The organism is Desulfobacterales bacterium, assembly GCA_030066985.1.
Lineage (GTDB): Bacteria > Desulfobacterota > Desulfobacteria > Desulfobacterales > JAHEIW01 > JAHEIW01.
Window position 1 is genome coordinate 1 of the sequence record JASJAN010000035.1, and the last position, 16,609, is coordinate 16,609.

Below are 16,609 nucleotides of genomic sequence, written 5' to 3' on the forward strand. Positions count from 1 at the left end.
TTATCGGCAGTCCTATCATGAATATCCTGAACTGCACACTGGATACAGATGAGAATCATACTCTTTGTTTCGTAGGGGAAGATGAATCTGCCATGCGGTTTTCAAAATCATTATATCATCAAATCGAATCGAAAGCCGCACTCAACGGCAAACTGGCATTGGGTGTTCGACCGGAGGCAGTTCGGCTCACCAGACAGGCAACCGAAAACTACATTCGATCAGAGGTCCATGTCATAGAACCCCTGGGGCCCTACGACATCGTCGATATTAAGGTCGGCGGACAGCTCATGCGTGTCAAAAGTGCGTCTAACTATATTCAAAAACCCGGAGAGGCGGTTTGGATTCAGCTGGACGAAAAAAGGACCCATTTCTTTGATAAAGAAAGCGGCACGTCTTTGAACTTTTAACCTTTAGAGGTATCAGGTGGCGCACGTAAAACTGGAAGACTTAACCAAGCGATTCGGCCGTGTTGCGGCTATACAAAAATTGAATCTCGAGATTCATGATAAAGAATTTTTTGTTCTTTTAGGCCCTACCGGCGCCGGCAAAACCACTACGCTGCGGTGTATTGCCGGTTTGGAAAAATTGAATGAAGGTCGCATTTATATCGATAAGCAGGATGTCAATGGCCGGGGACCTGCGGAAAGAGATGTCGCACTGGTGTTCCAGTACTATTCACTTTACCCTCATTACACGGTCAAACAAAATCTCGAATTCCCGCTAAAGTCCAAGATCAGAAATTTTAGCACCCAGGAGATCGACCGGCGGGTAACAAAGGCGGCTAAAACGCTTCAAATCGACCATCTAATGAACCGCAAAACAGATAAGCTCAGTGGCGGCGAGATGCAAAGGGTCGCAATTGGCCGGGCCATCGTAAGGGATCCGAAAATATTTTTAATGGACGAACCTCTTTCTAATTTAGATGCTAAACTGCGAGAGGTATTAAGATCCGAATTAAAAGGCCTGCAGATGAATCTGGGTGCCACGTTTCTTTACGTAACACACGACCAGGTGGAGGCCATGACCATGGGAGAGCGCATCGGAGTGCTTCACAATGGGCAGTTATTGCAAATTGGAACTCCCTATGAGGTTTACAACAATCCGGTCAATAGATTCGTAGCAGAGTTTGTCGGGACCCCGTCGATGAACTTATTCAGCAGTATAATACATGATGGCCGTTTGATAATTGCCACAGATAAATTCGAAACCACCCTTACCCCAGAGACGCTAAATCGCCTTAAAGGATTTGATGGAGAAATCGACATCGGTATCCGATCCGAAGATATCACGCTTTTTGACGAAAATGGTATTGAAGCCAGAATTTACGGTATCGAAAATATGGGAATGGCAAAAATCCTTACACTTAAGCTAGCAGACTTTCTTCTCAAGGTGACCGTCGATGCAGATATAGACATCGACCTCGATACGATAATCCGATTTCAAATGAATCAAGACAAACTCCACTTTTTCAACAAAACAACAGGTGAAAATCTTCTGGCACTTTAATACACGAAAGGGGGTGTTTAAATGAAATACGGAATGAATTTGCTACTTTGGGCCGACGACATGCATGATGAAATGATTCCATTGTTGGAACAAATAAAGCTGATAGGCTTTGATGGCATAGAGGTTCCCCTTTTTGATCTCAACATTGAAAAGTGGCAAAGCTGGGCTAAGCGTTTAGATGATCTCGGTCTGGAAAGAACTGCCGTGACAGTTTGCAATGAAGAGGCGAATCCGATCAGTCAAGATCCCTCCGCTCGTTCTCAGGGCGTGGACACATTGAAAAAAACATTGGATTGCTGTCAGGCTCTGGGGGCCTATGCCCTTGTCGGGCCGCTACATTCAGGTCTGGGCGTGTTCAGCGGCAAAGCTCCCAGTGAACAGGAATGGGAATGGGGTGTCGAAAATTTGAAAAAAGTTTCGGAACATGCGGGCCAGTGCGGTGTAAAATTGGGTATCGAATTCCTAAATCGCTTCGAAACCTATTTTCTCACCTGTGCCGCGGATGCAGCGAAATTTGTTAATGCCATCGATCATCCGAACTGCTGTATGATGTATGATACCTTTCATGCCCACATTGAAGAAAAGGATATTGCGGGTGCGATTCGTTCTTGTGCCCAACATCTCATTCTTGTGCACACCTCGGAGAATGATCGCAGCACACCGGGTACCGGTGGTGTTAACTGGGCTGCTACCTTTGATACATTGAGGGAAATCGACTATGACGGATGGCTCACGATAGAGGCTTTTGGTCAATCACTCGAAGATCTGCTTGCCGCTACGAAAATTTGGCGTCGTATGTATGAAACAGAAGGACAACTGGCAAGTGATGGACTCAAATTCTTAAAAGAAGAAGTTGCCAAACGATGGTAAGCAAATGTGAGGAGGGAACTTATGAGTGACAAAAAAAACATTGCCATTGTCGGCCTTGGATTTGGTGCCGAGTTCATACCGATATACCAGCGCCACCCCAATGCAAATATGCACAGTATCTGTCAACGCACCGAAAGCAAACTCAATGCAATTGGAGATTCACTTGGAATCGAAAAACGCTACACGGATTTTGATGAACTTTTGAAAGATCCGGAAATTGACGCCGTTCATATCAACACTCCGATTCCCGATCATGCCCCCCAATCCATCAAGGCATTAGAAGCCGGCAAACACGTTGCGTGCACCGTTCCTATGGCTACAACAGTAGAGGAATGTAAACAAATCGTTCAGCTCAGTCGCGAAACCGGCAAAAAATATATGATGATGGAAACCGTCGTATACAGCCGGGAGTTCTTATTCGTAAAGGAGCTTTACGAAAAAGGGGAGCTTGGAAAAATTCAATTCTTACAGGCAAGCCACCAGCAGGATATGGACGGGTGGCCGGATTACTGGCCGGGTTTACCGCCGATGTATTATGCGACCCATTGCGTGGGTCCCTGCCTGGCGCTGACGGGTGCAATGGCAGAACGTGTGTCCTGTTTCGGGTCCGGGACCATTCGAGACGAACTGATTCCAGAGTATAATTCACCATTTGCCGTTGAAACGACTCACATCAAACTTAAGGATTCTGATTTGTGCGCCCGTATTTATCGCTCGTTGTTTGACACTGCCCGTCAATATCGCGAAAGTTTCGATGTTTATGGCAGTAAAAAAGCATTTGAATGGCCCCTTATCGAGGGTGAATCGCCTGTCATTCATACAGCTAAAAAACCGGAGCCGGATATTCCTGAACCTGTAAAAGTACCGGATTATGCCCATCTGTTGCCGGAGCCGATTCAGATGTTTACGACGAAAGGCGTTTATGACTTGGATGAACACCAGCATCTCTCCTTTACCCAGGGTGCCGGTCATGGAGGCTCGCATCCACATCTGGCGCATGAATTTGTAATGAGCCTGGTGGAGGATCGTGACCCATTCCCGAATGCAGCGCAATCGGCAAATTGGACTTGTGTGGGTATTTTGGCGCATGAGTCGGCCCTGAAGGGGGGGGAAGTCATCAATTTGCCGGAGTTCTGATGACCAACGGGTCTTCAATCAAGGCGTCGCCGCATGAGGAGCGAAAAACAAAATTTCGGCTATACAGATCATGATGAGCAAGCAGATCTTTACCGCCTGTCGAATAATCGTGGTATTGATGTGGGCATTACAAACTACGGTGCCACCCTTGTTAAACTGGATGTTTTAGATCGAAACGAAAAAAAAGCCGATGTTGTTTTAGGTTACGATTCACTCGCTGATTATCTTAGCCATAATGACTATTTCGGCGCAACTATTGGTCGCTATGCGAATCGGATTGCCGGAGGCTCATTTCTACTTAAAGATGAGCAATATCACCTGGCGCAAAATGATGGTGAAAATCATCTCCACGGTGGAATTAAGGGTTTTGATAAAGTTATTTGGCAGGCTGAAGAATTTCGAAGCCCCGGTAGTATCGGTCTCAGGCTTTCTTATTTCAGCTGCCACGGCGAAGAAGGCTACCCCGGCAATCTAAATGTGACGGTGGTCTATACCCTGTCCATCGATAATTCATTGAAAATCGATTATTTTGCCACCACGGATCAGATGACGATTGTTAATCTGACCCATCATTCTTATTTTAATCTGGCAGGGGAAGGCTCCGGCGACATATTGGATCACAAGCTTTGGATCAATGCGGACCTTTTTACCCCGGTTAAAAGAGATCTGATACCGACCGGCGAACTGCGGCATGTAAAAGACACCCCGCTGGATTTTAGCCAACAAACACCGATTGGTACCCGTATCGATCATTCTGATGAGCAGCTTTTCTATGGGGAAGGGTATGATCATAATTGGGTGCTTAATCAAGTCGGCGGTAAACTCACATTCGCTGCCAAAGTTTATGAACCCGTCAGCGGTAGAACTATGGAGGTCTATACGACCGAGCCGGGCCTCCAGTTTTATTCGGGTAATAATATCCAACGATCTGTTGTGGGCAAGAGAAGGCATGAATATGGCCGGCGACATGGTTTCTGTCTGGAACCTCAGCATTTCCCGGACTCCCCGCATCAACCTGGCTTTCCCTCTGTGATGCTGGGCCCGAAAAAGCAATACCGGCAAACATCTATTTTTAAGTTCTATGTTTCATGATTAAAACAAACGTCTTATTCACAACGATACAAGAAAGCTTAATTCACTGCAAAGGGAGCATAAAATGAATAAATTTTTCCCGGAGTTACCAGAGAAAATACCGTTTGAGGGGCCTGAGTCAAAAAACCCTTTAGTTTTTAAGTATTATCTTCCCACACAAGTTGTTGGCCAAAAAACAATGGAAGAGCATTTGAGATTTTCGGTTGCCTACTGGCATACGTTCAAAGCGACAGGTCTGGATCCTTTTGGCGGCCCGACTTTTAACAGACCCTGGATAAAGGCCGAGACTCCCCTGGAAATGGCTGAATTGACCCTGCGGGCTGCATTTGAGTTTGCTCAAAAATTGGGGGTCCCTTTTTACTGTTTTCATGACCGGGACCTGGCGCCCGAAGGCGAGACATTTGCAGAATCCTGCAAAAATCTGGAAATTATGGTGGAGAAGGCAAAACGATTGCAGGAGGAAACCGGCATCAAACTGCTCTGGGGTACAGCTAATCTGTTTGGTCATCCGCGGTACGCCCACGGTGCAGCAACAAATCCTGATGCCCATGTTTTCGCTTATGCTGCCGCTCAGGTAAAGCATGCGATTGCAGCCACCAAAGAACTCGGCGGTTCCGGCTACGTCTTCTGGGGAGGAAGAGAAGGGTATGAGACATTGTTGAATACCGACATGAAAAGAGAGCAGGAACAAATGGCCCGCTTTTTTCAAATGGCTGTCGATTATGCCCAAAAAATCGGCTTTGAAGGTCAGTTATTGATAGAGCCTAAGCCCATGGAACCGACAAAGCACCAGTATGATTTCGATGCTGCTACCGTACTTGGCTTTTTGCGTGCATACGATTTGTTTGATCACTTCAAACTTAACATTGAAGCCAATCACGCCACCCTGGCCGGTCATTCTTTTGAGCATGATCTAACCGTAGCTGCGATCAACGGGCGGTTGGGGAGTATCGATGCCAACGTTGGTGATCCTCTTTTGGGATGGGACACCGATCAATTCCCCACCGAGCCGAGAATGTGCACCCTTGCGATGCTGGTCGTCTTAAGCCAGGGAGGACTCGGCAAGGGGGGACTCAATTTCGATGCAAAACCCCGGCGGGGTTCGTTCGATGAAACCGATTTGTTCTATGCGCATATAAGTGGGATGGATACATTTGCCAGGGGTTTGGTGGCGGCGAATCAAATCATCGAAGATGGGATCCTGGATAATTTTATTGAAGAACGCTATGCCAGTTATTCCGAAGGGCTTGGTAAGAGGATCATGAACGGCCAGGAGACTATTGAATCTTTGGAAAAATATGTAACCCAGGAAGGCGAACCGGATCTTAAAAGCGGTCGCCAGGAAATGTTGGAAAACATTATAGCGTCTTACATTTAGGATCAGCCATGTCTGAGGACCAATTATTTATCGGTATCGACAGCGGTACACAGGGCACTAAAGCCGTTGTCTTCAGCCGTGAACAGGGGAAGATTATAGGCGAAGCCTATGCGGAACACCGTATCATTGAAAGCCAAGAAGGCCGGCGTGAGCAGGAGCCAGTTTGGTGGATTGAAGCTTCCACAGCCGTGATCGGCAGGGTGCTTAAAGAGCGTAAAGTTTCTAAGCAGTTGATTCGCGCTATCGGGGTGTCGGGACAGCAGCATGGAATGGTGGCACTCGATTCGGACGGTAGCGTGATTCGGCCGGCCAAATTATGGTGTGATACAGAAACCTCACAACAATGCATTGACATGACGCAAGAGATTGGGAGTTCGGAAAAAGTCATTGAACTCATCGGCAATTCGATTGCTGCAGGCTTTACGGCTTCAAAAATTCTCTGGCTAAAAGACCATGAGCCCGAAAACTATGGGAGGCTTGACACAGTTCTGTTGCCTCACGATTACATCAACTTTTGGCTGACAGGTGAGGTAAAAACAGAATTTGGTGATGCCTCCGGTACGGCCTATTTTGATGTCAGAACTCGCACCTGGTCGAAGGCCATTCTTGACGTAATTGATGATTCTGGGAAATTGCAGGATTGTTTACCAGAGTTGATTCCTCCTGATGCGCCTGTTGGCAAAATCAGGGCCGAAATTGCCGAACAGTTTCAGCTCAATCCAGATGTCTTGGTTTCATCCGGCGGCGGCGACAACATGATGGCCGCTATTGGAACCGGCAATGTGAAACCCGGCATCGTTACCGCCAGCCTGGGCACATCCGGTACCATCTATTCTTTTTCGAACAAGCCCATCATCGACCGGAATGGCGAGTTGGCGGCTTTTTGCTCCAGTACCGGCGGCTGGCTGCCCCTGGTGTGTACTATGAACGTGACGGTTTCGACTGAGCTCACGCGCGAGTTGCTCGGATTGAGTGTCTCGGATCTCAATAAGGTCGCATCTACTGCGGAATTGGGTGCCGACGGCATCCTTCTTCTCCCATACTTCAACGGAGAAAGAACCCCTGCTCTACCAAACGCAAAAGCTGTCTTTTTCGGATTAACCAGCACAAACTACAATTCAAGGAACCTTGCTCGGGCATCAATGGAAGGGGCGACATTTGGGTTGCGTTATGGGCTCGATGTTTTAAAGCAGCTTGGAATTGGTCCCTCCGAGATACGATTAGTCGGCGGGGGCGCTAAAAGCCCGCTATGGCGCCAGATGGTTGCAGATGTGTTTAATTGTCCGGTTGTCTGCCCGGAATCCTCTGAAGCAGGCGCTGTGGGGGCTGCCTTGCAGGCAATGTGGTGTTACCTGCGCCAGCAGGAAGGAAATGTTTCAATCAGTAGCCTTACGGATCAATTTATAGCGCTGGATGAAACGACTCGAACCGAGCCTGATGCTTCAAATGCCTCCCGTTATACTGATATTTACCAGCATTATTTACGGTTAAACAATATAATAAAGCCTTTATTTTAAGGCAATATTCAATGTAACGGTATACTGTCAACCGGCTGAGCAATAAAGGGGGCTATTGAATATTACCAGCGTGAAGAGATTCGCCGTACAGCAAACTCAACGTTCTATTTTTTCACGCCTATCCTTTTTTCCAAACGACTAAATCACGAGCCGGATCCGGTCAAGCGGCGATTTATACAATTCCTGCAAAACCAGACTGGCTGCACCGCGAGCCCAATCGGTGTCCTTCCAATTTTGAATTGCAATCTGGAGTGTTTCAAGCATTTGAGGCGTCGTATGTTTTTTGATCATTTTTTGCATGGGCATAAACAGAAGTTCGCCCGCCCGGACACCCTCTCCGGCTATAATAATTTTTTCAGGATTGAAGATTTGAACCAGGCCAGAAATTCCTAACCCCAGAATTTCCCCCGCTTTTTTAAAAATTTTGCGAAGTGCAGGCTCCCCGCGCTTGGCAATATCGGTAACCTCTTCAATGGTCAAAGAGGAAATGTTATTGCATTTCCAATCTCCAGCCTTACAGGCCTCTATGGCATTTGCCAGAATGCGATAATCGGCAACATAACTCTCGATACATCCGCGTTTACCACAACGACATGGTGCGCCCCCAGGTCGAATAACCAGGTGTCCAAATTCGGCACCGATTCTGTTCACACCCCGGTGTATCTGTCCTTTAACAACAATACCCATACCAATGCCATGCTCAACTGTGACGACGATAAAATTATCGACGTCTCTGCCCTCACCAAACCATTGTTGGGCCAATGTAACTGTATTTGCATCATTTTCAATATACGTCTTGATTTTAAAACGAGATTGAATGAGATTCCTTAGCGTTGTGTTGCCCCTTTTGTACAATGGCGACCAGTAGGCAACTCCCTTCTCGCTGTCAATAAGACCGGGAATACCGATGCCGATTCCGGAAATTTTTCTCATGTTCAAGCGCGCTTCGGCAACACAATGGCGGATGCCTTCTTCAATCAGATCTGCCATAAATTCGACGGTTTTTTTACCTGTGCGAACGGGCACAATCAATGAACTCAAAACATCGGCCTGTAAATTGGTGACCGCAAAGCTTACCTGGAAAGCGGACAACTTGACCCCAACCACATGAGCTGCTTCCGGATTAAGTGCCAGCAGTATCCGGCGTCGCCCTCTGGAAGAAGATGCTTCGGTTTCCTTTTCAAAAATCATTTTTTCCTTTATAAGGCGAGCTGTAATATTGGTCACAGCGGCACGACTCTGCCCGGTTAACTCTGAGATTTCAACGCGGGAAATCAAGCCTGCTTTGCGGATGGTGTTTAAAATGTTGAATTGATTGATGGTTTTGGTTAATTCTCGATCTGCGACTTCCATAGGAGATTTACCATTTTTTGATTCTATCATTAAATTAATTTAGATGATTCTACAGATTTTTGGTTTCTCACGTGATCGGTCAGCCAAACTTCCTGCCCATTAAAATAGCTATTACTACCTTATTTTTATGGAAATAGGGCCTATAAACAAAATCATCTTGACAAAAAAATGGCATTGATGCAAGTTCAAATGTGTTTATTTGATTCACTAAATGAATTAAAAGGCCATTGCGACTTTCCGACAAGATCATACTTCTATGCAGAGTATCCTATTACGCCCTTAGATTGTTCGGGTTCCCGGAATGCTAAATGAACCGCCCATCTCGTGCTCTGGTAAGAAAAATCATGAATTCTGATTATATCAACGTCCCAACATTCATATTTTTGTGAAAGGAGAGGCTATGGAACTTGATAGAACATTAAAAATGGGAATGGTAGGTGGCGGAAGAGACGCCTTCATCGGCGCAGTACATCGAAGCGCAGCCTTAATGGACGGAAAGGTCGAATTTGTTGCCGGCGCTCTATCCTCGGATCCGGAGAAAGCAAAAGCATCGGCGCAGGATCTGCTGATTAGTGAAGACAGGTCTTATGCAACCTGGCAGGAAATGGTTGAAACGGAGTCAAAACTTCCAGAAGGTCAACGAATCGATTTCGTCTCTATCGTCACGCCTAATTTTATGCACTTTCCGATCGCCAAAGCCTTTGCAGAAGCCGGAATTAACATCGTATGCGACAAACCGATGACCTATACCCTGGCGGAGGCAAAAAAACTTACAAGTATCGTTGACAATTCGGGCATTATTTTTGGCTTAACTCACAATTACACCGGCTATCCGATGGTTAAGCAGGCACGCCATATGGTGCAGAGTGGTGAACTCGGAGACATTTTAAAAATTGTGGTTGAATATCCGCAGGGTTGGCTTTTGACGGCCCTTGAAGAAGATGGACAAAAACAAGCCTCCTGGAGAACAGATCCCAAGCAATCCGGTGTTTCCAATTGTATTGGAGATATCGGTTCCCATTGTGAAAATTTAGCGCATTATATTACAGGGCTGGAAATATCGGAAATTTGTGCTGATCTGAAAAGTATTTTAGACCGACCATTGGACAATGACGGCAATATTTTGCTGCGCCTGGAAAAAGATGTCTGTGGAATTCTATATGCTTCACAATTCTCAGCCGGGGAAGAGAATAATTTGCGCATCCGGGTCTATGGCACCCAAGGCGCCTTGGAATGGCACCAGGAAGAACCCAATCATTTATGGTTTAGAACCAATGATGGACCGGCTCAGCTTTACAGAAGGGGAAATGGGTATTTATGTGAAGCTGCTCAAAGAGCCACCCGGTTACCTCCGGGCCATCCTGAAGCCTTTATTGAGGCATTCGCCAATATATATATGAACGTGACGGATACGATGCGTGCAAAACTTCTTGATAAAGACCCGACCGAGCTGGAACTGGATTTTCCGAATGTTATTGACGGCGCAAGAGGCTTGGCGTTCATAGAATCTGCGGTGGAAAGCAGTAAAAGCAAAGAGAAATGGTTTCCGATGAAAAGCTTTAAATAGTACCCCAAAATTACGACAAAGGAGGCGCAATCATGGCAAGACCGGTAACTTTATTTACAGGACAATGGGCTGATCTTCCACTTACGGAACTGTCTAAAAAGGCCAGTGAGTGGGGATATGACGGGCTTGAACTCGCTTGTTGGGGAGATCATTTCGATCCGGCCAAGGGCGCATCTGATACAGCCTATTGCGAACAGCAAAAAAATATACTCAAAGAAAATAATTTAGATGTCTATGCGATCTCCCATCATCTGGCCGGACAACTGGTCTGTGATCTAAACAACGATGAAAGGTCTGATGCCTTTGCACCTGGCGATTGTGCGGGAGATGCCGAGAAAAAAAGGGCCTGGGCTGTGGAGACCATGAAGCAGACCGCAATAGCCGCCAAGAATATGGGGCTTAAGGTCGTTAACGGTTTTACTGGATCCTCGATCTGGCACCTGATTTACTCTTTTCCGCCTGTCAGCGAAGCGCAGATTGAAGAGGGATTCCAATATTTCGCGGAGCTATGGAATCCTATTCTCGATGTGTTTGATCAAAACGGTGTAAAATTTGCTTTAGAAGTTCATCCAACAGAAATTGCATTTGATATCGCTACAGCGGAACGTGCCCTTGAAGCCATTGGTCGTCGAGAAGCCTTTGGCTTCAATTTTGATCCGAGTCATCTAGAGTGGCAGGGTGTTGATCCTGTTAAATTTATAAAGACTTTTCCGGATAGAATTTATCATGTGCACATGAAAGATGCCGTCGTTACACTTGATGGCAGTTCGGGGATTCTCAGCAGCTATTTGAACTTCGGTCAGCCCGGACGAGGATGGGATTTCCGATCTTTAGGAAGGGGCCAGGTTAATTTTGAAGAAATCATTCGGGCCTTAAATGAAATCCAATACGATGGACCGCTGTCAGTGGAGTGGGAAGATGCGGCCATGAATCGCGAGGCCGGGGCAAGAGAAGCTGCGGAATTTGTAAAAGAGATTGATTTCGCGCCTTCGGGGCGTCTGTTTGATGAAGCATTTTCCACCGATTAATCAGGTACCAAAACAAGGGATTTCACTGATACCGGGTTACTTTGAAAATTAAGATCCTATAATTTTTTTAAATTAACAATCTGATAATAAATGAAGACAGAGCTGTTTTAGCTCTGTCTTTATTTTGGGGGAAGGTGTGGGAATGTAAATTTGTGATCGCTGCACCTGGTCGCCATATCGCATACGAAATCAGCTGCAACCTGGCTATCGGCGGTGAAGTTGGCAAGGATGGCTGGGTGTATAAGCCGGACGGCAGGTAAGCTCAAAAGTTCAACCTGTGACAGCTCCAACATATCTAAGGTTTTGCATCACTTAAAAACCTGCGATATTCATTTTATATCACAGGTGAGATAATCCGCTAAAACAGCATCTTTTCAAGATTTTATATTAATGGTTGCATCCCACATTTTGGCTGGATTTTAGGTTTCGGCTATGAAGACGCAATCGCAAACAATTGCATGTATCATCTGGGAAACCAAAATATCTTCGAACTAAAAAAGTTGCGATCCAACATATCCAAACTTCTGAACCTGTCCCAAAACCTGTGATACTCATTTTATATCACAACTGAGGAAGGAAGTAGGGACAGAGCCATAAACGACTCTATCCCCGCAAATTGTCAAAGAGCCTATTTCAATTCCTGTTTTTTCGAATTACGATAGTGCAGATGCCCACAGGAGACGCTATGCTTCCAACTATCTCTACCAGCAAATGTAAATAGCGGCTTTTTTTCTGATATATCTACTGACCATTTTTTTAAAAAAATATTGGCTAACAAATTTAATTTATTTATATTTTTTACCATGGCTACAAAAGGGAAGTAGCAATAAGATCAATACACAATTAATCCATATAAACACTTTATATAACTACGTTAGTTTAGTTACCTATTTTTTCACCTCTTACATTGATGTCACCTGAGTAGAAATCATCAATAATTTCAGTATTATTAGTGCAGTTTTCGAAATTTAGTTGAGTTCTCAATGTCAACATTTCAAATTATCAACGTGTACCCCGTCGCACCAATCCACCCTACCCATTAGCTCTTCAAAATTTTCTTTTCCCGTGTGTGCTGTGTTTACCCCTACAAAAATAACCACTGGATTCAAAGCCCACTGCGCTTTGTTTCATCCTTTAGTGCGGCTAAGTGTGACAAGCGGGACGACTGTGTGTCGATATAAGGGTGTGCATATTAGATCCGGTCTCCCCCCGAATCGTACCCCTAACCGTACCCCTTTTTTATATTCTATCTCCATTTTACAGATTTTGATAAACACAAGATAGATCTTTGATATTGATTGCACATAGAAAACACAATGCATTACTATCTATATGAAATCATGTATTTGCCTGCTAAGCGAGTATGGGGCGAAAGTTCCATCGAGGGTTCGAATCCCTCTCTCTCCACCATAGTTATGAAAAGAGCCGATTTTCTATCTGGAAAATCGGCTCTTTATTTTGAGATAGTCTAAGAAACAAAATGCAATTGATCGCGTTTCCAATTTCTTATTTCACAGCTAGACATTAATTAGGACTAAGATTTGATTTCAGATGCATTGTGTGGCGCGGCTGAATATATTTCATAAAGGTAAAGCACCCAGATGGTGTAGGCGATCATCAATGGATAATAGCGCCACATCAGCGACGACAGGAAATCGAATCCGGGTAGCATCAGGTGGGGAGCGGCCAAAATGGAGAGAACAAATATAAACGGAAAGGCCTTTTCCAAACGCGTTGTTTTCATGATGTAATATGATGGCACTATGAGCAGCATATAAGCATAATCCTTGAAGCGCGGATGGATCAGAGCGTAAACCAGGCAAACCAGAAAAAGAGCAATTTTTTCGCGGTCCGGATGGTCGATAAGGCCGCGTTTGAGCATCAGAGTAGCTTTGCCGCTCAGATATATCACCAGGAGCGCCAGTCCGATAACGACCACGGATGTGACGGCAGGAGGGACCGGCCCCAACAATTGCGATATCAATGCAAATATTTCTTTGACAAATTTTTCAGTTGATGGTCCGACAACACCGCTTTCGCCGACGACCGTCAGGGCATTGCGGATAAAACCGGTAAACATATCCGGATAAAAAAGATATTGCATCAACAGATAGGCCAGAAAAATCCCTGCTGCAGAGCCAAAATAAAGCCATCTTTTGGGATGATCGGAAATGAGCAGCAAAACAATGAAAAAAAGCGGCGTCATTTTAAAACTGGCGGCCAAGAGCGCAAAAACGCAAAATAGAACCAGTTTTCGTTTTAAGTAGAAAAAGAAAGCGACCCAGAGCAGGATTTGTTCCAGCAGATTTATATTGCCGGCAATAAAGTCGGCAAAAAGGGCACTGTTAAATGCCAGCAAGCAAAACAGAAAAAATAATGAATCGCCCGCAGGCCCCAGTATTGCGCTTCGCCAGAAAATAACCAGCCCGATCAGCAAAACGCTTTTTACCAGCAGAAAAATATGGAACGCGGTATGATCATCTGTTTGGTTGAACAATGCGTAAAAAAAAAGCGTAAAGGGTGGGTAAGTGTATAAAAAATTGGCCTCTTTTTGACTGAGTAAAACATCGGGCTGGTAGGGATTGGTTCCGGCAGCAAAAATCTCAGCGGCTTTGCGGTGGGTTCGAAAATCCCATTGATATTGATCAGCGTGGCTGGAAACATGCAGAATAAGGGTCACAAAATAGGCCAGTAACAGCAACGGGCCCGCTATTCGCAAGATCTTTTTTGCCATCATTACTCCCAGGGATCCTTCAAATCGATATTAATCAAAAAACCGAAACCACAGGATCGTAAATATCGCCGACAGACCGTCTACCCATCCGATTTTTTTACCTTCTTCATAGGTGCGGCCGCTATAGCTGATCGGAACTTCGTAAATCCGGAAGCCTTTTTTGGCTATTTTCATGGTAAATTCCGGTTCAAAACCAAAGCGATTGGATTTAAGGGTTATGTCGTTAAGCACCTCTTTTTTAAATACTTTGTAACCGGTTTCCATGTCCGATAAGTTTAGGTTGCTAAATGCATCCGACAAAAGCGTTAAAAATTTATTACCGACATAATGCCAGAAGAACAGCACACGTTGGGGTCCCCCCAAAAACCGGGAACCGTAAACAACATCCGCCCTGCCATCTAAAATGGGTACCAGCAGGTTTTGATAGTCACGCGGGTCGTATTCCAAGTCGGCATCCTGAATAATCATCACATCCCCGGTGGCTGCAGCCAGACCGGTCCGCAAGGCTGCACCTTTGCCGCAATTTTTCTTGTGATACAAAACCTTCGTATTCGCAAATGAGGAATCAATGTTTTTTAATTTTTCCTGGGTACCATCGCTGGAGCCGTCATCGACAATGATAATTTCCGTTTCCAGATCGACCGCTTGCACACGCGCAACAATTTCTGCTATCGTCTGTTCCTCATTGTATACAGGTATAATAACCGATATTTGCATCAGGTCTTCTCTCTTTTTGCTTTGGCGATTGGATAACCGTAACTACCTGATAACGGTGTCCGGTTTAATGTGATTGGCCTGATTTAGCATTGGCGGATTGATTATTCAAACAATTTTTCTACGTAACTGAGGGCAAATCAACAAAACATCAATACCTTCGCTTAGTTGTTAAGATGTAATAAAATTTCAAGCTTACGTGTTTCGAGTTCCGGGTTGCGAGTTGACCAATAGAAATGGATACCGCGGTGCAAAACACGTAACACGTAACACGAAACACGCAATGATATGTCAAATCCCAAATTTCAATTTCCCCGATTTTAATCGTTGCCTTGTCCTTTACTTTGTAAACAAAAACAGCCACACACAGGTCTAACAAAACCAGTAACAGTGGCCATTTTGCATTGCTTGACACCCAATTGGCCAAATCTTATGTTTACCGTGTGCATATTTGCATTTAAGGATGCGAAACTGTGATGAAATCAATACAAAAAATAAAATCAATTGGCATAGTTTCAGCTATATTGGCAGCTTTCTGGTTTACGGCCTGTAAAACAACACCGCAGCCCAGCTCGCCGACAATTCCGCAGCCGCAGACTCAAGAGACCGACCAGAAGGCACCAGCGCCACCAGCATCTGAAAACCGCAAGCCGGATTCAGCCGGAGCACAGCAGGAGTCACAGGCGCGTCAGAAAAGCAGTCATGAATCCAAGCAGCCTCCTGAGCAAACGTCAACAGAAACTGCGGTTTCTCAGCCGGCAGCATCCAAACAGACAGATCCTTCCCGTTCAGCGCAATCCACTCAAAAAGCGGACGCCGGTCAACCCAAAGCGCCAACCACCGCAAAAGGTAAATTGGACATGGCCCGGGAAGATTTGCGCGTCAGCGAAGCCACCGAACAAAAAATCGCGGACAAGCTGGAACAGCTCAAAAAATCCGGCAGTGCCTCAGACGAGGATATTCGCAATTATGAAATCTATCATGAACGCGTTGAGGCCATGGTGGCCGAACATCGTAAGAGAGTAGAAGATATGGAGCGCGCTTATCGCCAGCATACGCCACAAGGAAAACCATCATCTCAGACGCAAGCCGGCAAAGGGCCGTCTGCTTCGGATGAGACCATGCCGGAGGGGCAATACAGCCAGGATCAAGTGGCCGAACTGGATCGTCAGCTCAGCGCCTCTCTCAGCCAATTTGATACCATGCTACTCAAAGAGATGGAAACGATTGAAACTCAGTCTGAAGCCAAAATGCGAGATCTGGCGCAAGAAGCAGCTGAGGCTGCCAAACGGTTAAAGGCAAAAGGTATCGATCTGGGAAGTAAAGAATCGGAATCATCGGATGGGACTTCGGAGGAAAGTGCGGAGAATCAAGAGGCATCGGGCGAACAAGATGGCTCAGAAACCGAACAGGGTGACGTCGATGGTGCAGTGGCCGCCAGTGATCAACCGTTAGGCGAAGGTTCGGGTCCAAAGGGGGGCCGGGGGAGTCGTTACAGCAAAGAGGACGATGATATCGTTGCCCGGCAGCTGCGCGAGGCTGCTGAAAATGAAACTGATCCAGAGCTCAAAGAAAAGCTTTGGAAAGAATATGAAGACTACAAGAAAAACACACAATAATCAGGCTGATAGAAACATTAACCATAAACATAACAGCGCTTCCATGCCCGGCAAAGTCGCTCTGAGGCGCGACACGGAGCACTGGTAAGGATAA

The 16,609-nt window shown here is 45.7% G+C and carries 13 protein-coding genes; 10 read left to right on the forward strand and 3 right to left on the reverse strand.

Annotated elements, in window-relative coordinates:
* The 7 genes from QNJ26_16990 to xylB all read left to right on the forward strand — a co-directional run.
* The coding region (locus tag QNJ26_16990) for a TOBE domain-containing protein (protein MDJ0987238.1) at positions 1-407 on the forward strand (407 nt) is incomplete at its 5' end.
* 16 nt (positions 408-423) lie between these two features.
* On the forward strand, positions 424-1,506 hold the full coding sequence (locus QNJ26_16995; protein ID MDJ0987239.1) for an ABC transporter ATP-binding protein: 1,083 nt from the start codon (positions 424-426) through the stop codon (positions 1,504-1,506).
* Positions 1,507-1,527: 21 nt separating this feature from the next.
* Positions 1,528-2,376, forward strand: a complete 849-nt coding sequence (locus QNJ26_17000) for a sugar phosphate isomerase/epimerase (protein MDJ0987240.1) — start codon at positions 1,528-1,530, stop codon at positions 2,374-2,376.
* A gap of 21 nt (positions 2,377-2,397) precedes the next feature.
* On the forward strand, positions 2,398-3,513 hold the full coding sequence (locus tag QNJ26_17005) for a Gfo/Idh/MocA family oxidoreductase (GenBank protein MDJ0987241.1): 1,116 nt from the start codon (positions 2,398-2,400) through the stop codon (positions 3,511-3,513).
* 33 nt (positions 3,514-3,546) lie between these two features.
* Positions 3,547-4,605, forward strand: a complete 1,059-nt coding sequence (locus tag QNJ26_17010; GenBank protein ID MDJ0987242.1) for an aldose epimerase family protein — start codon at positions 3,547-3,549, stop codon at positions 4,603-4,605.
* Between the two features lie 64 nt (positions 4,606-4,669).
* Positions 4,670-5,983 (forward strand): xylose isomerase, encoded by a 1,314-nt coding sequence (gene xylA / locus QNJ26_17015; protein MDJ0987243.1) that lies wholly within the window; start codon positions 4,670-4,672, stop codon positions 5,981-5,983.
* Between the two features lie 8 nt (positions 5,984-5,991).
* Positions 5,992-7,500 (forward strand): xylulokinase, encoded by a 1,509-nt coding sequence (gene xylB / locus QNJ26_17020; GenBank protein ID MDJ0987244.1) that lies wholly within the window; start codon positions 5,992-5,994, stop codon positions 7,498-7,500.
* A 138-nt stretch (positions 7,501-7,638) separates the two neighbouring features.
* Here xylB and QNJ26_17025 read toward each other — a convergent pair whose 3' ends face one another.
* The gene (locus QNJ26_17025; GenBank protein ID MDJ0987245.1) at positions 7,639-8,853 is read right to left on the reverse strand and encodes an ROK family transcriptional regulator; all 1,215 of its coding nucleotides are present in this window, start codon (positions 8,851-8,853) and stop codon (positions 7,639-7,641) included.
* Positions 8,854-9,238: 385 nt separating this feature from the next.
* Between QNJ26_17025 and QNJ26_17030 the strand changes: the two genes are divergently transcribed.
* Both QNJ26_17030 and QNJ26_17035 read left to right on the forward strand, forming a co-directional pair.
* Positions 9,239-10,420, forward strand: coding sequence for a Gfo/Idh/MocA family oxidoreductase (locus QNJ26_17030; GenBank protein ID MDJ0987246.1), 1,182 nt, complete (start codon positions 9,239-9,241; stop codon positions 10,418-10,420).
* 32 nt (positions 10,421-10,452) lie between these two features.
* Positions 10,453-11,448, forward strand: a complete 996-nt coding sequence (locus QNJ26_17035) for a sugar phosphate isomerase/epimerase (protein MDJ0987247.1) — start codon at positions 10,453-10,455, stop codon at positions 11,446-11,448.
* 1,534 nt (positions 11,449-12,982) lie between these two features.
* Here QNJ26_17035 and QNJ26_17040 read toward each other — a convergent pair.
* Both QNJ26_17040 and QNJ26_17045 read right to left on the reverse strand, forming a co-directional pair.
* A complete protein-coding gene (locus QNJ26_17040) occupies positions 12,983-14,185 on the reverse strand; it encodes a glycosyltransferase family 87 protein (GenBank protein ID MDJ0987248.1) in 1,203 nt (400 codons plus the stop codon).
* Positions 14,186-14,212: 27 nt separating this feature from the next.
* On the reverse strand, positions 14,213-14,899 hold the full coding sequence (locus QNJ26_17045) for a glycosyltransferase family 2 protein (protein MDJ0987249.1): 687 nt from the start codon (positions 14,897-14,899) through the stop codon (positions 14,213-14,215).
* Between the two features lie 473 nt (positions 14,900-15,372).
* Between QNJ26_17045 and QNJ26_17050 the strand changes: the two genes are divergently transcribed.
* A complete protein-coding gene (locus tag QNJ26_17050; protein MDJ0987250.1) occupies positions 15,373-16,515 on the forward strand; it encodes a hypothetical protein in 1,143 nt (380 codons plus the stop codon).
* Positions 16,516-16,609: the final 94 nt, after the last annotated feature.